This window comes from Pseudoalteromonas sp. JC3, assembly GCF_030291895.1.
In the GTDB taxonomy this organism is placed as follows: Bacteria; Pseudomonadota; Gammaproteobacteria; order Enterobacterales; family Alteromonadaceae; genus Pseudoalteromonas.
On the sequence record NZ_CP127855.1, the window covers coordinates 1,975,224 to 1,995,206 of the forward strand.

Consider the following 19,983-nt stretch of genomic DNA (forward strand, 5'->3'; position numbering starts at 1 on the left):
TTTGATTCAATCGAAGCGGTATTGCTGATAGGTTGAAGTCAATAGCTCAACAAACTCCCGTACCTTTGCGGGAGTATATTGCTTCGACAAGTACAGCGCGTGAATAGGATAGCTTTCATCGTGTAGTTCAGGTAGTAGCTGTACACAACTGCCTATAGCTAATTCATCTTTAAATGCCCATAGCGGCCCGTAATGCACACCAAGGCCAGCATTTACCCAATTTTTTAGCACTGCAACACTGTTGGCGATGAGTTTACCACTTACCGCGACGGCTTCACGGTGCAGGCCTTTACCGAGAATGAGCTGATTATCAAGTTTAGGTTTATTGTAAAAGATAAAGTCCAGTTTGCTTAAATCGCTAAAGCGTTGTGGTTGCCCCATGCGTTCAATATACGATTTAGAGGCCACCAAGACCCGTGGTACATGACCTAGTTGTCGGCAGATCAAGGAGGAGTCATCCAGTTTGCCAATCCTAATTGCAATATCGATTTGTTTAGCCTTGAGATCTTCAAAATGACTGCCGAGCAGTAACTCGATATTGAGCTCTGGATAGGTGGTTATCATGGTTTGTACCACAGGTGCAATGAAGCGCTCGGCGAAGTCGTGTGGGGCTGCAACCCTCAATGTTCCAGAAGGCAGTGCTGAGGTGCCTGAAATCGACTCTTCTAATTCCCTTTTTTCATCAAGTAATTGCTTTACGCCTTTATAGTACTCAAGCCCAACCTCAGTTGCGGCTGTTTGTTTAGTGGAGCGCTGTAAAAGTTTTACTCCTAATCGACTTTCTAAGTTTGCGAGCTTTCGGCTTACCGAGGACGGATCGGTACCTATTACCTCAGCCGCAGATTTGAGGCTGCCAGATTCAACGGTAAGAACAAATAAATCTTCTTCAGTAATCGATTTCATAGCGGATGTAAAAAATGCAATTAGTAAATGACTAAAATCACTATACCTGTATCCCTTTCACCTAGCTACACTAAAAGTCGATTGAATATTTCAAGTAGGAGAAATAGGTATGTCTAAGCAATTAACAGGTAAGGTTGCGTTTATCACTGGGTCAGCCAAAAATATGGGGAAGGATTTTGCTATTGCGCTGGCAAAGCAAGGCGCTGATCTTGTTATTCACTATCATAGTGCCCATTCTAAACTACAAGCATTTGAAACCCAGAAGGAAGTTGAAGCGCTGGGTGTTAGGACGACGCTAGTACACGGAGATGTCAGCAATAAAGCGCAAGTAATGAATATATTTGAGCATATTATTAGTGAGTTTGGCGGCGTAGATATCGTTATCAATAATGCCGGCACTATCAGCAAAAAACCGTTTGTTGAATATAGCGAGGAAGATTTTGACAGGCTGTTTGGGATCAACTGTAAAGGGGCATTTTTTGTGATGCAAGAAGCCGCTAAACATATTCGTGATAACGGTCGGATCATTAATATGGGCACTTCGCTGCTGGCAGCATTTACTGGAAATTATGCGCTCTATGCTGGCTCAAAAGCACCACTTGAGCATTTCACTCGTGCGCTGGCAAAGGAAATCGGACATCGAGGAGTGACCGTCAATACTATTGCACCAGGTCCAATTGACACAGACTTTTTCCGTGGCGAAGAAAACGAGCAAACCGTTAATTATTTGCAGTCTGCAAGTGTAATGAACCGGCTAGGGCAAGTAGACGATATTACTCCTGCGGTGCTTTATCTTGCGTCGGAGCAATCACGCTGGACGACTGGGCAAACTTTGTTTGTTAACGGAGGTTTTGTCACTCGTTAAGTATGCTATTAGGGCACAAGTTGGTTAGGCGGTTTGTGCCAACGTTTTGTTCGCCAACAAGATGGTAAAAGTGGTGCCATTTCCGGCTTTGGAATTGACTTTTAAGTCACCTTCTAAATGTTTTTTGACGAGATTATAGGTGACGGAAAGTCCAAGCCCGGCATGACCATGTTGGCGAGCTGTGGTGTAAAAGGGCTCGAAGATCCGGTTTAGGACCTCATTACTCATACCGATGCCTTCGTCTTTGACTCGAATAAATATTTTATTGTCAGTGATCTCTAAACGAACAGCAGCAAAGGGCTGGGTATTAATATCATCGCTATAACCGTGAATTCGGGCATTCTCAAGCAGTTGTAATAAGGTTTGCTGTAGCGCATTAACGTTGATTTTGACCAGTTGTTCCAGTTTTCCTGTTGCGCTAAATTCAACGCGCATCTTTAACTGGAAACGTGCCGTTTGTTCGCAATAATCGCGAATAACGGCTTCTAGGTCGACAAGTTGCTCGACGTCAGTTTCTTGCTCTGCAGAGATATTCTTGAACTCTTGTACTAGCTTTGCCGTTTTGCCGAGATTTCGCTCTGCGATAGACAACCCAGAATCCAATGCTGCCATAATTTCTAAAAACTCAGCGTGCGATAAACGCTGCGCTTTCATGCCTGTTTCCATCACATCCACTTGTTCTTGGCAGGACGACACCGCGGTAATTGAGACACCAAGTGGGGTATTTACCTCGTGAGCCAATCCTGAAACTAAACTACCTAGGCTCGATAATTTTTCCGCCTCTACCAGTTGCTGGTGGATCACATGGATGTGGCTAAGGAGCTGGTTGATGGCAAGGCTAACATCAGTCAATTCATTGTGATTATCAATGTCGATACGTTTTTCGAGACTCGAGCTCTCAATAATGTGGTTAATTTGCGAGCGAATATGATCGATTGGATGTTGAATAGAGCGGTATAAGGCGAAGCCAACGGCAATTAAGCTCACCAATACAATCACAGAAAAAGTAATGAGCAACAACTTTAGTTGGCTAAATTGTTGCTCGGTTTGCTCCACAATACCGAGTGCGACATCATTTTGTACCTTGGTGAGTGCTTGTAATGATGCAGTTAACGGATCGAACTTTTCATAGAGTGCGGTAATAAACTGATTTTGCGGAATAGCTAAAAATCTCCCTTGATCTATCGCGCTTTGGATTGTGGCAATATGCGTAAATACGGCCTGCATTTGGAACTCAATGAGTTCGACCTTGACTTGCTCCGCCGTCACCAAATAAGTGTTTAGATAGCTTTGCCACACGTTGTTCATGACCCGAGTAGCATCTGCTATTTGCATTAGCACCTCGTCTTTGGAGACCAGTCCTGCACGATACTTATGAAGTATGTCGACAATTTGAATTGCACCGTGATCTGATACTTTTTTTATTTGAATAAGCGGCACAACACGATCGGCGTATAGAGATTCTACTTCTGACTCAAGGTGAGCGTAACGGTTAAAAGCATATCCAAGCAGTAAGGCAAGCGCGATGACGGGAAATACAATTAGCAGCCATAGTTTATGGCGAATATTAATTAGCTCTAGCACTACAGATAACTCATTTTTTGCATATCAACTTGAAGTATAAGTGCTGTTGATAATGTCGCCATTTTTCGTGGTGAAAATTAAAAAAGCACAATATGCGACTTGTGTCGCACTTTTTTGTTTGTTAATGTGTGACATGTGTCGCAGTTGTGAGAAAAACAATGAAACCAAACTCAACCGAACTAATCGTTTTAAAGATCCTTTGGCGTGAACAGCCAAGAACGGGCAAAGAAATTCATACAGAAATAGGATCAAAGCTCAGCTGGAGCTACTCATCAACTCGAAAAACCCTTGAGAGAATGTGTGAAAAGGGTTATCTCACCGAGCAAATGCAAGGCAACAAAAAAATATACTCAGCTGTGCTTGCTAAGGTACCGACTCTCGCACTTTATGCTCAAGAGTTTGCAAAGCAAATCATGGAGTTGGATGAACCACTTCCAGTCGCTATGTTTTCAGATAGTAAGTTAATTGCAGCGGATGAATTAGATGAATTGGAAGCCATGTTAGATGAGTTAGCTAAGACGCAAGGTGATAAAGAGTAAGGTATGGAACTAATATTACTTTCGGTCTTGCTGTGGGTGGCGCTTAGTGGCTTAACGTACGCGCTTGGAGTGAAATTTTCCGCTCGGTATGTACAGAATAAAGGACTTTGGTGGGGCGTGCTGGCAGTGACTTTTGTGCCTTGGATCCCACTTGAACACATGGGGCAACACAACGCGATTCCAGCCATATTGTTTAATGCCAATTTACAACAATTTGCAGAGCCGCTGCTGGCGATGACGAAGCGTACTCAAGTTGCGTCTGACTGGCTAAACCTGACGCTTATGGCTGTATTTCTGGTCTATTGCGTTGGGCTAATCGCTCATCTTTTGGTACTTGGGCGACAGTATTGGCGAGTAAAACGCCTCTGTAGCACCGCCTCAAAAATAAAGCTCGGTGCACGGAGTTGCTATCAATTGCCAATTACTTGCTCTCCTTTTGTGTTCGGACTGTGGCAACCTAAAGTGTATTTGCCGGTGGAATTTGACACGCTACCAGAGGCAGAACAGCAAGCACTTATTCTGCATGAGTTAACCCACATAGATAAAGGCGATCACATTGCCGTCGTAATTTGGCGAATACTCGCGACGCTTGCTTGGTTTAATCCGTTTATTGCAAAAATGGAACAGGGCTTTATTCGAGCGATGGAATATCGCTGTGATGAGGTGACGATAGCGAAGCACGGCCTTGAGCCTTTGGCTTATAGCAAAGCATTAATGAACTCTTTAAAACGGGCTGCTGCTCCGCCGAAAACGATGAATATGACAGCAAATTTTGCATCTAACTCTTTGACTTTAGATGATTATAAAAAGCGTTTTAGCGTTATTCTTAAATCTAAAAAGAAGCCAAGTAACCTTGTGTTGATAGGGTTTTTTGTGTTGCTTAGTTCAGGTTTAGCCTATGGCAATATTCAATGGACAATGGGAACGGCGATGGTCAGTAAAACATGGACATACCCAGTCGTCACACCTGAAATAACATCAAGGTTTGGGCATATATCGAACTTTCGTCACAATAAAGCACATCAAGGACTGGATTTAGCTGGCGGCGTTGGTGAACCTGCGATGGCGGTTGCCAGCGGTACGGTCACGATTGCTGATGATAAAACCTTGCCTGAGAATTACGGTAAAGTGGTGTTGATCCATCATGACAATGGTTATCAAAGTCTCTACGCACACCTTGATAGCATTGATGTTGAAGTGGGTGAGCAAGTATCGCAAGGAGAAGTGATCGGTACCATAGGTGAAACCGGTCGAGTCACTGGTCCACATCTACATCTAGAAGCTCTGCATAACAACACGCGCATTGATCCGCTGACCTTATTGGAAAATTAACATGATTAAAAAGCTTTCTATCGCCATTGCAATGATGGCAACTTTTGGCTGCTCGAAACAACCCGAGCAGATACATTCGGTTAATAAAGCGCAAGAGAACACCCTAGTGTCGGCGCAAGCAGAACAAGGCCAAGCTGTTATACATAATGGATCCGCTGAAGACTCAGTCGCGGCCCAAATCACCCAAGAGCTAAAGCCAGTTCAAGATGTTCGTTTACTTGAACTTAAATCGGGTGAGAGTTTAGCGAATCTTTTAAGTGAGTTTGCGTTCAGTGACCGCGATAGTTGGCTGGTGGAACAAGCCGTGAGTACGTGGACATCACTGACTAAACTCAAGGCTGGACAGTTAATAGAAGCAGAGCTTGTAGACGGACAAGTACAGCAGATCCGCTTTGAATATGCATTTGCACAGGTTATTGAGATTAAAAGAGTAGATGAACACTGGCATGCATCGCTAAGTGAGCTTGAAACCGTCACGCAAACAAAGCGTTTATCGACAAGCATAGATTCTAGTTTTTTTGTGGACGCCAGCAAAACCGGGGTACCCAATGACATTATCAATCAAAGTATCGTGGCCTTATCTCACCTTGTCGATTTTCAAAGAGAAGTATATGCCGGCGATCAAATCGATTTCGTATTTCAAGAACAGCAGCTTGTGGCAGCCGAAGAGTTACTCAAGCAAATCTCCAAACCTTTAGAATTACAACATGTTGCGCTACTTTCAGGAAAAGAAAAATACCGCTTATACCGGTTTACTGATAATGGCGGAACGACCGCTTTTTACCACTCAGATGGTACCCTCGCGCAAAGCTTTTTAATGAAAACGCCGCTTAACGGTGCTCGATTATCGTCAAACTTCGGTAAACGTCATCACCCAGTATTGGGCTATACCCGAATGCACAAAGGGATCGATTTTGGTGCGCCTGTTGGTACGCCTATTATGGCTGCGGGTTCTGGAAAAGTACTCAAAGCTGGGTGGGGCGGCAGCTTTGGTAATCGCGTAGTGTTAGATCACGGCAAAGGCTATCAAACACTTTATGCTCACTTAAATGGCTTTGCGAACGGCCTCAAAGATGGGACGAGAGTAAAGCAAGGCGATGTGATTGGCTACCTTGGTAATACCGGCCTGTCGCAGGCGCGTCACTTACATTATGAAGTGCATAAAGACGGAAAAGCCATCAATCCACTCACCCTAAAACAACCAAAAAACACTAAGCTAAGTGACACGCAATTTGATGAATTTAGCGTGCAGGTTGCACAAATTACCACACTGCTCGATAGCGAAAACACAAAGCTTGCTCACCATGATGGACAGTCGGGCCGCATAGGTAATGCCGATGACTAGTCCTGAAAGAAATCGCATTAACAGCCTCGACTTTATTCGCGGGATAGCAATCCTATGTATTTTGCTTATCAACATCGAAAGCTTTGCCTATCCCAATCCATGGGGCAGTTACCAATATGGCTTTATGACGGATATAGACAGTGAGGTAAGGTACTGGGTTTATGTATTTGCTCAGGGCAAGTTTTACGGACTGTTGGCGATGTTATTTGGCGCAGGTCTCACCATTATTCTTCAAAAACAGCCATTTGAATTTGCTATTAAATTAAGTGCGGCTAGGCTAGTGGCTTTATTTATACTCGGCCTTGTTCATGCTTATTGTATTTGGAGTGGCGACATTCTTTATCACTATGCCGTGATAGGAATGATTGCCACCACCGTCATATTACTTGGCACCCAGGCCATCAAAGTCAGCATAGTAATTTGTTTGGCGTTTATGTTAGTTGCAGGTTTTGGCAGAGCAGAGCGCACCATCGCCCAATACGATGCTTACCAAGCAGCACTCAATGTGGACGAAGCGTCTCGCACACGAGACCAGCAAAAAGCGATTAATCGGTGGCAGAATAAAACCGAACCAAGGACACCCACCCATCTTACTTTGGAAGAAACGCCAAGCTTAACTGAGTATTGGCAGGAAAACTTTGACAGCCCGCAAGTCCACAAAGGTAAGCTGTGTTATTCAAGTATTTTTTGGTCCACGCTAATGATGATGCTGATAGGCTCGCAGCTGTTTCAATGGGGATTGTTCTCAAAGACTAAACTTAGCCCATTTGCGGTAGTGGCACTGCTTTGCTTGATTGCAGTGTCGTGTTATGCCACTCAAGATCGCTATTTTCATTGGCTACAAAGTTCACATATCCCAGTGTTGTCTTACGCTAAACAAATGGTCATCGTACTTAACCGGGAGCTGCAAGCGATTGTTTACTTGGTTTTGTTATCTTTGCTATATAACCGTTGGTTGCATCGGTTCAAACCCCTTGAGGCGATAAATCAAGTGGGTCGATTTGCACTGAGCAATTACATTGGACAGTCACTGTTATTGGTGGTGATATTTTATGGCTTTGGATTACATAATACGCTAAGTCGCAGTGAGCTCTTGTTCTTATGGCTTGTTATTATGGCAGGGCAGCTGCTATTGAATGTGATTTACGGGCGATTCTTTAAGGTGGGACCCGTTGAACGTGTATGGCGCAAACTAACGATTACGTTACATGCATAATCGACTCGAATTTTTTACAAATTCGAACTTCATACCTAAGCTAATTTTGACCTAATATTGAAGTCGATACGTTAGCTTGAGGTAAAGTATGGAAATAGAAATAACACAAGGATGGGACATTGAGTATGCACAAGCGGCTGCTGAGCTTTATGTTGACGCGTTTGGTAGCAAATTCAAAGCTGCAGTGCCGGATCGCAATAAGCTGATCACTATTATCGCGAAGAGCTTCATCTCAGAATACTCTTTTGCTGCCTTTGCAGACGGCAAGTTAGTGGGGGTTGCGGGCTTTCAATATGGCAAAGGCGGTTTTACATCGAATATGGGCTTTACTGGACTCATTGATGAATTAGGCTTGCTAGGCGGGGTTAAAGCCGCAGCGGTGTTTACCCTATTTGAGCGAAAGCCTGCGCCCAATGAAGTAGTGATGGACGGCATCGCTGTTGCAAAATCGGTCAGAGGACAAGGTGTTGGCACTGCGCTTCTAGTGGCACTGCAGCGCTACACCAAACAAAGCGGGTTTCACGCTTTACGACTTGATGTAATTGATTCTAACCCCCAAGCAAAAAAGCTTTATATGAGAATGGGCTTTGTTGCCTCCCATCACGAAGATTTTTCTTATCTCAATTGGTTAATCGGTTTTAGCGGGGCAACAACGATGTTGTGGCGTCCATAAGACTGGTTTCCTTTGTTGCTAAAAATAAACGTGAAAGATAAGCAGGCCTTAACCATTTGCTTTTGTTGCGAAATAACAAGTAAAATGCCGAACTTTACGCATAACCAGACATCGACATGACAGCAATAAACCCTGTATCGACCCTCCTTAATCATCTGCAAACCCAAGCAGTACCAAACGAGCTTAGGCGTCTATTTCATGGACGTGGTCGTTGCTATGAAGGGCTTGAACAAATCACAGTAGATTGGTTACAAGGTCAGCTCTTAGTCTCTTTATTCAAGGAGCACGACGTTGACCTTATTGCGTCGTTAAAGCAGGCACTATTATCACTTGTGGAGACTGAAGCGTTTAACGGAAAACTCTCTGCTATTTTACTACAGCATCGTTATTTGCCTGACTCAGATCTCGAGGTTTTGTATGGTGAATTAACCGCTATGCCTATCGTTGAAGAAAATGGACTTAAATATGGCTTAAAGCTTGGCGTAAAGCAGAATATGGGACTGTTTTTAGATATGCGTTTGGGTCGTGAGTTTGTTAAAGCTCAGTCTACGGGGGCTCGGGTACTTAATCTGTTCTCTTATACTTGCGGGTTTTCCGTCGCGGCGATTGCGGGCGGTGCTGCCCATGTTGTGAATCTAGATATGGCAAAAGCGGCGCTCAAGCAAGGCCGAGTCAACCATCAACTCAATGAACACGACCTCAGTAAGGTGTCTTTCTTAGGCCATGATTTATTTAAATCTTGGGGAAAAGTACGTAAATATGGGCCGTACGACCTAATCGTAATTGATCCGCCAAGCTTTCAAAAAGGCAGCTTTGCACTGACCAAAGACTATCAACGTATTTTAAGAAAGCTTCCTGAGTTACTTACGCCAAATGCCCAAGTGTTGGCGTGTGTGAATTCTCCCGATGTTTCAAGTCAATTTCTGATTGATGAAATGACCAGAGAGGCACCAGCGCTTACGTTTGTTGAACGTTTGCAAAACCCACCTGAATTTAAAGACATTGATGAGCAAAGCAGCCTCAAGTGTTTACGGTTTAAAGCAAGTTAATCTATTTTTTAGCACTTTAACTTGGATGTAAAAGTGTGGACTAATACAGATAACCATTTAGCATTGAAAAGCGACCATTCAGCAATATTCAGAGTGCTTTTCGACGCTAAGTGCGTACCATGAACGTATTCAGTCACTATTTGTATTGATTATGGTCAATCTCACATTGCAGCGAAATGAACAATTCGCAATTTTAGCCATCGTTGCCGCAATAAGTTTTGCTATCAGTCTTACCGATTGGGTGCAGCGGGGCATGTTTTTGTCGGCAAATATCGCGCTTTCTTCTCTTTTGGCGGTTGTGTTCCTCTACTGGTTACCTATGGTGATAAGTTACGTACTCATCATCCGTTTCAAGATAGGCAATTGGCCGCTGCAATATATCGGCTTTTACGGACTGATGGTAATGGGCTGTTTATGTTGGGGTGTACTCAGAAGTGGAATGTTAAATACCCATGCATTTTCACTGTTTGAGGCGTTAACCATCGCACTGCCTTGGTCTAGCGGTATTTTTGTGGTGATTAAGTTCTACCTTTCCCAAAAGTTGTTAAAACAAGAAAAACAGCTTCGCCAACTAGCTGAAATTAAGTTATTACACAGTCAGTTAAACCCGCACTTTATGTTCAATAGCCTCAACACAATTGCAGCCTTTGTACCAAATCAACCAGAAGCAGCACGGTCTTTGGTTCATAATCTCGCTGCGGTATTAAGATATTCATTAACGCATTCTGTGACAAGCGGAAAAATACCGAGCAAAGTATCCGTTGCCGATGAGCTAATTGCACTAAATCAATGGTGCGAGATAGAGCAAAGCCGGTTTGGGGATGCGCTTATCATCGACTTTGATATCGACGATGCATTATTGAGCGAAGTAATACCGCCAATGATTTTACAGCCACTTTTGGAAAATGCAGTAAAACATGGCAACAGTAGGCCGCTTCACATTGATGTATTAATCAAAAAGTTAGCGAACCAGTTAGTGTTTAAAATCAGTGACAACGGGGTGGGCTTTAAGGAGCAGGACATATTGAGTTCGTCAGATGCGGGACTCGGTCTTTCGATCACGCGCTCACGGTTAAAGTTAGAAGAAAATGCTGAACTTAGGCTTGGTAACGACATGCACACAGGTGGTGCTGTTGTCAGCTTTTCACTCACACGAGGAGCAAAGGAATGTTGAACATTGCCATTGTGGAAGATGAGCAACCAGCCATTGATAAATTAACTGAACAACTTAGCCAGATCACCAAGCACAACTTGGTACTGACTTGTAACACGCCATTAGTATTTCTTGATACATATCGAGAACTTGCGATAGATATTGTCTTTGTCGATATTAATTTGCCAGAATGCAATGGTGTTACTTTGGTCGAGAAACTTCAAGGAACGGGGTTTGCAGGTGCGATAATTTTTACTACGGCCTACAGTGAGTTTGCGGTTGAGGCCTTTACGCTCGGCGCGGTTGATTATTTGCTCAAACCGTATAGTACTGAACGCTTAGCGTTGGCGCTATCAAGAGTCAATCGTGTTATCGCGACAGGATTCGCCGCTACTTTAACGAGTAAGGTGGCGGGGAAAACCTCACTAATTGATGTCAGCAGTATCGAACTTATCAAGCTAGAATACGGTCAAGCCATTGCGTTTAGTAATGGACAGCAATATCCCATTGATGGCTCCCTTGAGGAGATCCAACAGCAATTGCCAACACATTTCTTAAGAGTTCACCGTAATGCCATTGTAAACCAAAGCGCGATAACGGCGTTTGAACGCTGGGTTACAGGGGGTTACCTTGTCAAGTTGCGAGATAGCAATTTACAAGTTGTGACCAGCCGGGGCGGTGCAAAACTACTCAAACAACAACTGAGCAACATAGGGCTCAGCTAACTCAAAAAAGGTAATAAAATGATGAAAACTATAATGCCATTTTCTTTGGTAGGGCTTCTTGCGGCCTGCTCAAACACGACTATACCAGATGTTAAACGTCAGTTTATCGATGATGGTCAGACTCATCCATTGGTTGTGGTGTTAGGTGGCAGCGAAGGGGGGAATACACTCGCTAATCCTCAGTGGAAACCATTTTTAGATGGATTTAATGATATTGGTGTCTCAGTAGCTGCACTTGGTTATTATGGCACTGAAAATACATCGAGCAGTGCAGCTGAATTATCTTTGGATGATATAGCCAAACGGATAAAAGCATTGAGTGCAGACCCAAAGATAAACCCAAATTGCGTGGCGGTGTATGGTTTTTCTAAAGGAGCGGAGCTTGCGTTATTACTCGGTGCGCACTTTGATGAGATAAACCATGTAGTGTCCGTCATGCCTAGTCACGTAAGCTGGAATGCTGTTAAGACCTTGTCTTCTCGCTCGAGTTGGATGCTTAGCGGCAATGCTCTGGACTACATTGATGCACCCCTGTTGTCATGGAAAATGCAAAAGGGGAACGTAACGGGAGAGTTTACACCTGCCTTTGAGGCTGCATTGGCAGAGGCAACGCCTGAAGCAATTGCAGCCGCTCGCATCCCGGTTGAAAACACCAATGGGCCAGTGCTACTGGTCTCTGCCAAACACGATGAAATTTGGCCATCGTACAAAATGGCCGGATATATTGAAGCTGATTTACGCGAAGCTAGTTTTTCTCATCCATTTAAACATATCGCACTTAACTCGGGTCACTATAGCTTTAACAAAAAAGTGCAAACCGAGGTAAATCAATTTTTAAGCGAAACCTTGGTAGCACGTTGCGCGAATAAGTAGCAATGAATTCACCTTGCTTTTATATTCTTGGTCGTTGAAAAATTTACCGAGCTGTAGGTAACGTTGTGTCTGCAGCTTTTAGTCGCTTTGTGTATTTTGCCGGTGTGATCTGAAAGATAGTTTTAAATTCGCGAATAAGATGAGATTGATCAGCGTAGCCGCAATCTAGCGCGAGTTGAGCGATGTTAATGTCAGGTGTTTCTCTCAGTTTTTGTTTAGCCAATCGAACTCTATAAATGCGAGCTAAATGTTTAGGGGTAATCCCACAATGTATTTTAACTTGTCTCTCTAATTGCCGTTTTCCGATCGGAGTTTGAGCATATGCTTGCTCTAAAGGAGTCATTGAAACAATATGCTCAAGGAGTGTTTGGGTATGTAGGATAGAATTGTGTCGAGGAATTGGCATATTCAATATTGGTTCTAGGAGTTTAAGTAATGCTGTCAGGTTGGCACTACTTTTTTGTAGCGTGTTCAACAAGGGCAATATATTTTTGGGATTTGCTATAGGATGTTGCAGCGTTTTCAGAAATGCCAGTCCCGCGGGTTTAAAGCGGATCCCGAAAAAACATGCCTGTTCAGAATAGCTGACTTTGCTAGACTGAATGGCAATTGGTTGCAGATAAAAGGGGGCTGTGAGCTGATTGTCGTTGAAACTAACGAGCCCACGAAGAGGGAAGATAAATCCAGTTGCCCCGTCGCTTGGAAGCCAAGTTTCTCCGCACTTGTGTGATTGTGCAAACCAGATAGCTTGCACATAGTTAGCGATTTCACCTGTTGGGTTTATTAATTCAAGCGTTAGATCTGTGCTCATTGAACTCTACATTCGGCTTAAACATTTTCACGATCCGATTCCAGCTGTTGATGGCATTAATAGCGATAGTTAACGTAGTCAATTCTTTATCATCAAATTCTACATTGAGTGTTTGATAAAAAGCGTCGTCAATCATTTGTGCGTTTGTCAGCTTTTCACAAAGCGCTAATGCCAGTTTTTCTTTATTGGTGTATAACGGCATGTCTTGCCATGCACTTAATCCAATAATTCGATTAGTGGTTTCACCATACTCTAGTGCCTGTTTAGTGTGCATTGCAATACAAAAAGCGCATTGATTGATTTGTGATGCTCTAAGTTTAACGAGCTCCCAGATTGTGACTCCAAAAGTTGTATGTGCCTGCTGTTTTAATAATTCCTCTTGTCCCAATAAGTGCTGAATAAGCTCAGGTGCCTGATTGAAGTAGTCTGCTCTTTTCATTTCTGAATCCTCATGTTTAGTGATACGTATAGTGTAATGAGGTGTAAGCGGTAAAAATTGAAAAAAAACGTCTTTGTAATAAAATTTTAAGGAAGGAACACACGACTCTAATTTAAAGGATGGTTGTAAAATAATGTGCGATGTAAACCTTGCTCTAGCGCTTTATCATTTATCCACACTCAAAAAAATCTGGCTTCAGGCCAACGGTACTTTTACAAATAAACAGCAGCAGGTAGAGCCAGTTAGTTTCGAATTATATAAAGCGACTTTTGACATACTGGGCTTAAGTTTATCTCAAGCACATCAGTTACAGTTTCAATATGCTCATGATTACGATAGCTTTATTGATGCAATTGTAACAATTGCTCAGCCGAGTAGTGAAAAAATAGCATTGCTAAAACATGTCACCTGCCACTTACCTTGCCCCGACAGTTATCAAGAAAAAATTGCTGCTGTTCAGAATATGCCGGATGTACTCACTGAGGACGACCTGAAATGCTGGCAGGACAACGGCTATGTCATCGTTAAAAATGCAGTGAGTGCCGAAGGCTGTGCCAATGCGAGAAACGCCATCCAAGACTATTTGGAGATTGAATTAGCAGAACCAAAGACTTGGTATAAGGTTAACCACGAAAAATTGAGTCGCAGTATGGTGCATTTGGTACAACATAAAGCACTGGAAGACAATCGGAATTCAATGAGAATTCATAAGGCCTTTAGCCAGTTATGGCAACGCGAACAACTGATAGTTTCAGCCGATCAGTGTGGTTTCAACCCGCCTGAAACTGCGCAATGTAGCTTTCAAGGTCCTGATCTACATTGGGATTTAGATTTCTCTAAGCAACTCAAGTTTGGCACGCAAGGAATTTTGTATCTATCAGACACTGAAGAAAAACAGGGTGCAACAACGGTTGTGCCAGGATTTCATACAAAGCTAGAGTCATGGCTTGCAACGGCTCCATGGGATCCATGTATTCCAAACACAGAATACTTACATCAACTGGGCTCCAAAGCAATTGCAGCCAATGCCGGAGATATGGTGATTTGGCACCAGTTTTTACCTCATGGTGGGAGCGCGAATACAGCAAACGCACCTCGTATAGTGCAATACATCAATATGCATCCATTCCCCGAAATGTAGAAGGTGAAAAAATCTCTATTTGGTTAAATTTTGTCTTAACTTGGCGGCGAGTAAACAGTAGTATGATTGTTAAGTTTGGGAGAATGTAGCAACTCACCACAAGGAAAAGCCGTCGATGCAATTAGCACAACTCAATATAGCCACCGCTAAATACCAAATGGATGCGCCAGAAATCCAATACTTTGTAGAAAGTTTAGACCACATTAATTTACTCGCAGAGCAAAGCCCTGGCTTTATTTGGCGCTTGAAAGATGAAACCGGTAATGCAACAGAGATTAAGGCGTTTGATGATCCAAATATTATCGTGAATATGTCTGTATGGCAGTCGGAGCAAGCGCTCAAAGATTTTATGTTTAAAACCGCGCATAAGGAATTTTTGGCGCGTAAAAAAGAATGGTTTCACCGCGCTGAACAGGAAACTTACGTGTTATGGTGGGTTGAAGAGGGCCATGTCCCGACACTAGATGAGGCCAAAGAAAGACTCGATTACCTGCGTCGTTTTGGAGATTCGGCTTATGCCTTTACGTTTAGAAATAGTTTCACCGAACTAGACGTAAGGGAGAGGGAAGCTTGTGAAGAAGATTAATCTTGTGCACCGATGAAATGATAATCAACCCTAAGGGGGAGAGCCGCGTGGAGTGGTGAATAGCGATGATGTTGGTGGTACACTTATCGTAGATCATGATGTATGGATTTAACCAAAAATGCGCGCGGCACTAAGAAGCAAGATAATAGAAGTATGTGATAAAAAAATCGCACAAAAAGGAGATAACGTTGGCGTATCATTTTACGCTTTTTTTGCCAATAAAAACACGGACCCTGCATTACTTATGGAAGCGGCGACTTGGTGGATACAAACTCACGAACTAGACCACTTCGAAAAGGCGTTAAAGATAAAAGCAATGGTTGAAAGTGGAAAATAGGTCTTAAAGGATATTGTCATGGGCCATCAATCGAGATGACCCAACTGGCAGTTACAGCGTGTAAAACGAGACAAAAAATACTGCAACAGATGCAAGTGCAAACATAGTGTACTCGGTGATAGTTTGTTTGCGTTTCTCATCATCAGTTTTAGGGGCTGTCGCTATCATTAGCAGGCTAGTGACAAACATTGCTAATGAATATAAACATAGGATTGATAAAGTAGCATCTGTAAACATATAAGCCTCGACTTGGTTCTACTCATTTTAACTACGTGCATCATGGTCATACAGATCAACCTCTATACACGTTTATTTAAGTTGTATTCGCTTTTAATTACAGTAAATTATACTGTGTTTTTAGGTGTTTCTGAAAGGAGTAAAAGATGCAAGTTGAATATTTTGTGGTTGACGCATTTACGCGTAAACGTTTTGGTGGTAACAACGCTGCAATCGTTGAGGTTGAAAACTGGCTTAGCGACGGCCTAATGCAGCAGATAGCCATCGAAAATAACCTTTCCGAAACCGCCTTTTTGAAGCCAGTTGATAACAATCATTATGAGATCCGGTGGTTTTCTCCAATTACTGAAATTGACTTTTGTGGTCATGCCACGCTTGGTGCTGCGTATGTGCTTTTTAATCACAAGGGAAAATCAGGTGAGATAAAATTTCAAACTCAAGAAGTCGGAACACTCACTGTGAAGCAAGTGGCTGATGGTCGCATTGTGATGGAATTTCCGAACTTAGCCCCTGAGTTAACTGAAGCCCCCGACGCACTGCTGGAAGGGCTGAACGTAACACCGACGCGGGTACTTAAAAATCGCCAAGCGTACTTTGTGATTGTTGAGACTGAGCAACAAGTACGTAGCTGTGAGTACGACAGCGATAAATTGAAAACCCTTGCGCCTTTTGATGTTGTGGTAACAGCAAAAGGCAATGACGTTGATTTTGTGTCGCGTTACTTTTGGCCTGCAAATGGGGGCGATGAAGATCCGGTTACCGGTTCAATTCATGCCGGGTTAGCGCCATATTGGGCAAAGGCGCTAAACAAACAGAAACTTCATGCACATCAGGCTTCAAAACGTGGCGGTGAGCTATTTTGTGAAGTGACGGATACGAATGTCATCGTATCTGGGTTTGGTGTACTTTACGCAAAAGGAATATTCGAAATTGAGGACGAATAAGATTCAATTCATACAGGCAAAAGAAAGTGACTTTGACTACCTAGTGGCGCTGCGTAAAGCGACCATGGTGCCGCACTTAGAAAATGCCAGACTGTGTTTGACTGACGCTGAACATAAAGCCAGAGTATTATACGAATACCCAAGCTCACATTTGATTTATATAAATGAAAAGTGTGTTGGCTTGGCTAAGTTTAAGCAACGTGAACATGACTATTACCTCTTTCAGCTGCAAATAGAGCCCCAGCAACAAGGAAAGGGGCTCGGTGCACAAGTCATTAAAAGCTTGATAGAAAACCACTCAACATTGCCTTGGGTATTGACGGTGCTTAAAGCGAATCCCGCGAAGCGTTTATACGAAAAGTTGGGATTTGTGCAGTTTGCTGACGATGAATATGAGTTTCATTTTAGGCGTGAACCTAATCCCTAAATTTAGTATTCTCTAGCCAATTTAAATTTAAAAGAGTTGTTATGGCAAAACAAATATGGGTAGATGCCGATGCCTGTCCCGTGGTGATAAAAGAAATGTTGTTTCGCGCTGCAGTGCGTACTTCTACCACGGTTACATTGGTTGCAAATCAATATCTAAAAACGCCTCCGTCTCCTTTTATTCAAAAGCTTCAGGTTCCAAAGGGATTTGATATTGCGGATAACGAAATCGTGAAGCGCGTGAATGAAGGTGATTTGGTTATTACTGGCGACATTCCACTTGCAGATGAAGTCATTGAGAAAAAGTGCACCGCACTTAACACGCGCGGTGAATTGCTGACGAAAGAAAACATAAAATCTCGCTTAAATATTCGTGACTTTATGGACACGATGCGTGCCAGCGGCGTACAAACTCAAGGGCCACCACCTTTGTCTCAAGCTGATAAGCAAAATTTCGCCAATCAATTGGATACTTGGATCACCAGAAACACAAAGGGGTAGGTATGGCTTACAAGGCGAGTTGTTTGTGTAAAGCGGTTCAAGTTGAGATCCGTGGACCAATCAGCGATATCATCCACTGTCATTGCTCTTTATGTCGCAAGTCTACAGGCACAGCTTATGCCACTAATGGCTTTGTGCTGTGGAGTGATTTTGTGATTCTAAGTGGCGAAGAGGCACTAAACATCTTCGAGTTTAAACCTGGAAGAAAGCGCCATTTTTGCAAACATTGTGCAAGTCCAATTTTTAGTTCGAATGAAAGCGATCCAAAGCGGGTGAGGTTAAGACTTGGCATTTTGGACTCGGATATCAAAGAGCGGCCAATATCACATAATTTTGTCTCTTCAAAAGCCAATTGGGAGGACTTGGACGCGCCGCTTCCTCGTTATGATGCATTTGAACCTAGCCGCGATTTATCAACAACATCGGGAGGTAACTTGTGACGGGTATTAGCGATTTATCTCAATTATTAAAAGACATTTCCCCGACGCTTGATGAAACACCTTTTGTATTTTGTACAGCGCAAAAAAGCCTCGCTGAGTGCGTGATTTTCAATCCAATTGCGACCTTTATGGAGCGCGAGGGGTTAACGCTGGTAGTCACCAAGCAAATGGCAGACGAGCATGGATTGGATTACAGCTGTGTGATGAATAAAATTACCTTGCAAGTGCATTCGAGCCTAGAAGCTGTGGGATTAACGGCTGCATTTTCCAATGCGCTAAAAGATGTTGATATTAGCGCGAATGTAATTGCGGGCTTCTATCATGATCATATTTTCGTACCCGTAAATGATGCTAAGCGGGCGGTACTCGCGATACAAACGTTGGCAAAATGACATTGATAAATCTCGAAGGTTATTAGGTAGCATGAAAGTTTACTTTAAAAGAATGGCCTCCAAAGGTGTGTGTCCTCCGAGAAAACCGCTTAAGAAAATCCTTTGGTCATGGGTTGGTGCAATGGTGGGGATCTTGTTGATTACGGTGATTTCTAACCTCGCTTTACCATATGGTGTTGGCAGCGCATTGCTCATTGGCTCTTTTGGTGCAACTGCCGTTTTACTCTATGGCGCTCCTATGGCAGAGTTCTCTCAACCGAGGAATTTACTGGGCGGGCATTTCTTTTCGGCTTTACTCGGCGTCAGTATCTTTATTTTGCTTGGAGAAGAGAGTCTGTTTGCAGCACCGCTTGCGGTATCGCTTTCAATTGTTGTGATGCACTTTACTCGAACCTTGCATCCTCCCGGTGGGGCGACCGCGCTAATCGCCATTATTGGTGGTGAGTCTGTTCATAACTTGGGATATATGTATGCATTTTATCCCGTGTTGGTGGGGGCTCTGCTGATGTTGTTGGTCGCGCTGTCTGTGAACAATATGTCGCGCAACCCCAAGCGGCATTACCCAGTTTATTGGTTCTAACTATTTTATATAAAAATTTAAAAGGACAGGCATGTCAAAAATTGAATTCGTCCCTTACCAATTAGTCCCAGCTAGCTTTAATCCATGGCGTGAAATATTTGTTGAAGTGGCAGAAGAAGTGATGGTGGCATTAGCACACCCTGAACTTGAATTTCTACACTTTGGTTCTAGCTCTTTTAAGGTTGCTGGCAAAGGGATCATCGATATCTCTGTGTTATACAAACCCGAGCAATTAACGCAAGCAGTTGAACATCTTAAAAATTTAGGCTTTAAAGATCAGCACAGCGATAATCCATTTCCTGATACTCGTCCTAGAAAAGACATCGCGGTGATGTATCAAGGTGAGTTGTTTCAAGTGCATGCGCATGCTATTGAAAAAGGAAGTGAAGAACATATAAAGCAAGAAAAATTTAAAGCTTATATGCTTAGCAACCCTAACGCGCGTGCGGAGTATGAAACTCAGAAACAATTAGTAATAGCGCAAGGTATAGCTTCCCAAGATGCGTATGGAAAAGCTAAAGCACCATTTGTAAAGCGTACTTTGAAGGACATCCAATTTAATTAACTAAAGTTCGAATAACTAATATTTTGCTTGAAGTTAGTGATAAAATTAACTGCTGGTATCCAATCCCAATCGCTCATGGTGATCGCATAAATTATTCATAGTGGAGCACGGTTTGATGTTGCTCCTAAAACTTGCTAACTAGGCAAGGGGGAAAAGTAAAGATTTGCGTTAAGACAGGAACCTCGCTCATTCTCCGAACCAGCATAAGGAGGTTAGCGTTTGCTGTATTTAAGTATCAAGGAGTAGGTGATAACTGGTAGCATGCAACTAAGGACAGGCATGAACAGATGCAAATGTTTACAAATTTGCGACATGGTCTAAGCTTTA

General features: G+C 43.0%; 25 protein-coding genes. 20 read left to right on the forward strand and 5 right to left on the reverse strand.

Translation table 11 applies throughout. The features are described from left to right. Positions 1–6 precede the first annotated feature (6 nt). Positions 7–903, reverse strand: a complete 897-nt coding sequence (locus tag QSH61_RS08175) for a LysR family transcriptional regulator (protein ID WP_010604549.1) — start codon at positions 901–903, stop codon at positions 7–9. A 109-nt stretch (positions 904–1,012) separates the two neighbouring features. On the opposite strand from QSH61_RS08175, the gene QSH61_RS08180 reads away from it, so the two are divergent. Next, positions 1,013–1,768, forward strand: a complete 756-nt coding sequence (locus QSH61_RS08180; RefSeq protein ID WP_010604550.1) for an SDR family oxidoreductase — start codon at positions 1,013–1,015, stop codon at positions 1,766–1,768. Between the two features lie 24 nt (positions 1,769–1,792). On the opposite strand, the gene QSH61_RS08185 is transcribed toward QSH61_RS08180, so the two are convergent. Then, complete coding sequence (locus QSH61_RS08185) at positions 1,793–3,352, reverse strand: sensor histidine kinase (protein ID WP_206472776.1); 1,560 nt, start codon at positions 3,350–3,352, stop codon at positions 1,793–1,795. Positions 3,353–3,510: 158 nt separating this feature from the next. Between QSH61_RS08185 and QSH61_RS08190 the strand changes: the two genes are divergently transcribed. From QSH61_RS08190 to QSH61_RS08230, 9 genes are all read left to right on the forward strand, one after another. Further along, a complete protein-coding gene (locus tag QSH61_RS08190) occupies positions 3,511–3,891 on the forward strand; it encodes a BlaI/MecI/CopY family transcriptional regulator (protein ID WP_010604552.1) in 381 nt (126 codons plus the stop codon). 3 nt (positions 3,892–3,894) lie between these two features. Then, positions 3,895–5,223: a M23/M56 family metallopeptidase gene (locus QSH61_RS08195; protein WP_206472777.1), complete on the forward strand. Its 1,329-nt coding sequence runs from the start codon at positions 3,895–3,897 to the stop codon at positions 5,221–5,223. 1 nt (position 5,224) lies between these two features. Further along, positions 5,225–6,568, forward strand: a complete 1,344-nt coding sequence (locus QSH61_RS08200) for a M23 family metallopeptidase (RefSeq protein WP_206472778.1) — start codon at positions 5,225–5,227, stop codon at positions 6,566–6,568. Further along, the gene (locus tag QSH61_RS08205) at positions 6,561–7,784 is read left to right on the forward strand and encodes a DUF418 domain-containing protein (RefSeq protein ID WP_206472779.1); all 1,224 of its coding nucleotides are present in this window, start codon (positions 6,561–6,563) and stop codon (positions 7,782–7,784) included. Before QSH61_RS08200 ends, QSH61_RS08205 begins: the two co-directional genes overlap by 8 nt. An 88-nt stretch (positions 7,785–7,872) precedes the next feature. Next, positions 7,873–8,457 (forward strand): GNAT family N-acetyltransferase, encoded by a 585-nt coding sequence (locus QSH61_RS08210; protein ID WP_010604556.1) that lies wholly within the window; start codon positions 7,873–7,875, stop codon positions 8,455–8,457. 116 nt (positions 8,458–8,573) lie between these two features. Then, positions 8,574–9,506: a class I SAM-dependent methyltransferase gene (locus QSH61_RS08215; RefSeq protein ID WP_206472780.1), complete on the forward strand. Its 933-nt coding sequence runs from the start codon at positions 8,574–8,576 to the stop codon at positions 9,504–9,506. A 151-nt stretch (positions 9,507–9,657) separates the two neighbouring features. Continuing rightward, on the forward strand, positions 9,658–10,680 hold the full coding sequence (locus tag QSH61_RS08220; protein WP_174169003.1) for a sensor histidine kinase: 1,023 nt from the start codon (positions 9,658–9,660) through the stop codon (positions 10,678–10,680). Then, the gene (locus tag QSH61_RS08225; protein ID WP_010604559.1) at positions 10,674–11,384 is read left to right on the forward strand and encodes a LytR/AlgR family response regulator transcription factor; all 711 of its coding nucleotides are present in this window, start codon (positions 10,674–10,676) and stop codon (positions 11,382–11,384) included. The genes QSH61_RS08220 and QSH61_RS08225 overlap by 7 nt, the downstream gene beginning before the upstream one ends. An 18-nt stretch (positions 11,385–11,402) precedes the next feature. Further along, positions 11,403–12,257 carry an acyl-CoA thioester hydrolase/BAAT C-terminal domain-containing protein gene (locus tag QSH61_RS08230; protein ID WP_095727840.1) on the forward strand — a complete coding sequence of 285 codons (855 nt, stop codon included), beginning with the start codon at positions 11,403–11,405 and terminating at the stop codon, positions 12,255–12,257. 43 nt (positions 12,258–12,300) lie between these two features. Here the strand turns inward: QSH61_RS08230 and QSH61_RS08235 are convergent, their stop codons facing one another. Together QSH61_RS08235 and QSH61_RS08240 are read right to left on the reverse strand one after the other, a co-directional pair. Then, positions 12,301–13,068 (reverse strand): AraC family transcriptional regulator, encoded by a 768-nt coding sequence (locus QSH61_RS08235; RefSeq protein WP_174169002.1) that lies wholly within the window; start codon positions 13,066–13,068, stop codon positions 12,301–12,303. Next, positions 13,046–13,507, reverse strand: a complete 462-nt coding sequence (locus QSH61_RS08240) for a carboxymuconolactone decarboxylase family protein (protein WP_010604562.1) — start codon at positions 13,505–13,507, stop codon at positions 13,046–13,048. Before QSH61_RS08240 ends, QSH61_RS08235 begins: the two co-directional genes overlap by 23 nt. Before the next feature lie 133 nt (positions 13,508–13,640). On the opposite strand from QSH61_RS08240, the gene QSH61_RS08245 reads away from it, so the two are divergent. The 3 genes from QSH61_RS08245 to QSH61_RS08255 all read left to right on the forward strand — a co-directional run bounded on the left by QSH61_RS08245 (position 13,641) and on the right by QSH61_RS08255 (position 15,571). Then, a complete protein-coding gene (locus QSH61_RS08245; RefSeq protein WP_206472781.1) occupies positions 13,641–14,648 on the forward strand; it encodes a phytanoyl-CoA dioxygenase family protein in 1,008 nt (335 codons plus the stop codon). A 115-nt stretch (positions 14,649–14,763) separates the two neighbouring features. Continuing rightward, positions 14,764–15,234, forward strand: coding sequence for a DUF3291 domain-containing protein (locus tag QSH61_RS08250; RefSeq protein WP_206472782.1), 471 nt, complete (start codon positions 14,764–14,766; stop codon positions 15,232–15,234). A 118-nt stretch (positions 15,235–15,352) separates the two neighbouring features. Continuing rightward, positions 15,353–15,571 carry a DUF6500 family protein gene (locus QSH61_RS08255; protein WP_010371761.1) on the forward strand — a complete coding sequence of 73 codons (219 nt, stop codon included), beginning with the start codon at positions 15,353–15,355 and terminating at the stop codon, positions 15,569–15,571. Positions 15,572–15,622: 51 nt separating this feature from the next. Here QSH61_RS08255 and QSH61_RS08260 read toward each other — a convergent pair whose 3' ends face one another. Then, positions 15,623–15,808 (reverse strand): hypothetical protein, encoded by a 186-nt coding sequence (locus tag QSH61_RS08260; protein WP_010604566.1) that lies wholly within the window; start codon positions 15,806–15,808, stop codon positions 15,623–15,625. 146 nt (positions 15,809–15,954) lie between these two features. Between QSH61_RS08260 and QSH61_RS08265 the strand changes: the two genes are divergently transcribed. Genes QSH61_RS08265 through QSH61_RS08295 form a run of 7 tightly spaced genes read left to right on the forward strand, consistent with a single transcriptional unit; the run spans position 15,955 to position 19,656 of the window. Next, on the forward strand, positions 15,955–16,752 hold the full coding sequence (locus QSH61_RS08265) for a PhzF family phenazine biosynthesis protein (RefSeq protein ID WP_010604567.1): 798 nt from the start codon (positions 15,955–15,957) through the stop codon (positions 16,750–16,752). Next, a complete protein-coding gene (locus tag QSH61_RS08270) occupies positions 16,739–17,179 on the forward strand; it encodes a GNAT family N-acetyltransferase (RefSeq protein WP_206472784.1) in 441 nt (146 codons plus the stop codon). The genes QSH61_RS08265 and QSH61_RS08270 overlap by 14 nt, the downstream gene beginning before the upstream one ends. Positions 17,180–17,220: 41 nt before the next feature. Continuing rightward, positions 17,221–17,679 carry a YaiI/YqxD family protein gene (locus tag QSH61_RS08275; RefSeq protein ID WP_010371749.1) on the forward strand — a complete coding sequence of 153 codons (459 nt, stop codon included), beginning with the start codon at positions 17,221–17,223 and terminating at the stop codon, positions 17,677–17,679. A gap of 2 nt (positions 17,680–17,681) precedes the next feature. Further along, complete coding sequence (locus QSH61_RS08280) at positions 17,682–18,119, forward strand: GFA family protein (RefSeq protein WP_174168998.1); 438 nt, start codon at positions 17,682–17,684, stop codon at positions 18,117–18,119. Further along, complete coding sequence (locus QSH61_RS08285) at positions 18,116–18,511, forward strand: ACT domain-containing protein (RefSeq protein WP_010604570.1); 396 nt, start codon at positions 18,116–18,118, stop codon at positions 18,509–18,511. Before QSH61_RS08280 ends, QSH61_RS08285 begins: the two co-directional genes overlap by 4 nt. Positions 18,512–18,542: 31 nt before the next feature. Continuing rightward, on the forward strand, positions 18,543–19,091 hold the full coding sequence (locus tag QSH61_RS08290) for an HPP family protein (RefSeq protein ID WP_010371740.1): 549 nt from the start codon (positions 18,543–18,545) through the stop codon (positions 19,089–19,091). A gap of 31 nt (positions 19,092–19,122) precedes the next feature. Beyond that, the gene (locus tag QSH61_RS08295) at positions 19,123–19,656 is read left to right on the forward strand and encodes a GrpB family protein (protein ID WP_174168996.1); all 534 of its coding nucleotides are present in this window, start codon (positions 19,123–19,125) and stop codon (positions 19,654–19,656) included. Positions 19,657–19,983 lie beyond the last annotated feature (327 nt).

Excerpts from the sequence above, each read along its gene's own strand:
- QSH61_RS08175 (WP_010604549.1), bottom strand. The coding sequence starts at position 903 with ATGAAATCGATTACTGAAGAAGATTTATTTGTTCTTACCGTTGAATCT.
- QSH61_RS08245 (WP_206472781.1), top strand. The coding sequence starts at position 13,641 with ATGTGCGATGTAAACCTTGCTCTAGCGCTTTATCATTTATCCACACTC.
- QSH61_RS08260 (WP_010604566.1), bottom strand. The coding sequence starts at position 15,808 with ATGTTTACAGATGCTACTTTATCAATCCTATGTTTATATTCATTAGCA.
- QSH61_RS08235 (WP_174169002.1), bottom strand. The coding sequence starts at position 13,068 with ATGAGCACAGATCTAACGCTTGAATTAATAAACCCAACAGGTGAAATC.
- QSH61_RS08220 (WP_174169003.1), top strand. The coding sequence starts at position 9,658 with ATGGTCAATCTCACATTGCAGCGAAATGAACAATTCGCAATTTTAGCC.
- QSH61_RS08240 (WP_010604562.1), bottom strand. The coding sequence starts at position 13,507 with ATGAAAAGAGCAGACTACTTCAATCAGGCACCTGAGCTTATTCAGCAC.
- QSH61_RS08195 (WP_206472777.1), top strand. The coding sequence starts at position 3,895 with ATGGAACTAATATTACTTTCGGTCTTGCTGTGGGTGGCGCTTAGTGGC.
- QSH61_RS08295 (WP_174168996.1), top strand. The coding sequence starts at position 19,123 with ATGTCAAAAATTGAATTCGTCCCTTACCAATTAGTCCCAGCTAGCTTT.
- QSH61_RS08210 (WP_010604556.1), top strand. The coding sequence starts at position 7,873 with ATGGAAATAGAAATAACACAAGGATGGGACATTGAGTATGCACAAGCG.
- QSH61_RS08215 (WP_206472780.1), top strand. The coding sequence starts at position 8,574 with ATGACAGCAATAAACCCTGTATCGACCCTCCTTAATCATCTGCAAACC.
- QSH61_RS08255 (WP_010371761.1), top strand. The coding sequence starts at position 15,353 with ATGCGCGCGGCACTAAGAAGCAAGATAATAGAAGTATGTGATAAAAAA.
- QSH61_RS08280 (WP_174168998.1), top strand. The coding sequence starts at position 17,682 with ATGGCTTACAAGGCGAGTTGTTTGTGTAAAGCGGTTCAAGTTGAGATC.
- QSH61_RS08205 (WP_206472779.1), top strand. The coding sequence starts at position 6,561 with ATGACTAGTCCTGAAAGAAATCGCATTAACAGCCTCGACTTTATTCGC.
- QSH61_RS08230 (WP_095727840.1), top strand. The coding sequence starts at position 11,403 with ATGATGAAAACTATAATGCCATTTTCTTTGGTAGGGCTTCTTGCGGCC.
- QSH61_RS08275 (WP_010371749.1), top strand. The coding sequence starts at position 17,221 with ATGGCAAAACAAATATGGGTAGATGCCGATGCCTGTCCCGTGGTGATA.
- QSH61_RS08225 (WP_010604559.1), top strand. The coding sequence starts at position 10,674 with ATGTTGAACATTGCCATTGTGGAAGATGAGCAACCAGCCATTGATAAA.
- QSH61_RS08265 (WP_010604567.1), top strand. The coding sequence starts at position 15,955 with ATGCAAGTTGAATATTTTGTGGTTGACGCATTTACGCGTAAACGTTTT.
- QSH61_RS08180 (WP_010604550.1), top strand. The coding sequence starts at position 1,013 with ATGTCTAAGCAATTAACAGGTAAGGTTGCGTTTATCACTGGGTCAGCC.
- QSH61_RS08200 (WP_206472778.1), top strand. The coding sequence starts at position 5,225 with ATGATTAAAAAGCTTTCTATCGCCATTGCAATGATGGCAACTTTTGGC.
- QSH61_RS08250 (WP_206472782.1), top strand. The coding sequence starts at position 14,764 with ATGCAATTAGCACAACTCAATATAGCCACCGCTAAATACCAAATGGAT.
- QSH61_RS08190 (WP_010604552.1), top strand. The coding sequence starts at position 3,511 with ATGAAACCAAACTCAACCGAACTAATCGTTTTAAAGATCCTTTGGCGT.
- QSH61_RS08290 (WP_010371740.1), top strand. The coding sequence starts at position 18,543 with ATGAAAGTTTACTTTAAAAGAATGGCCTCCAAAGGTGTGTGTCCTCCG.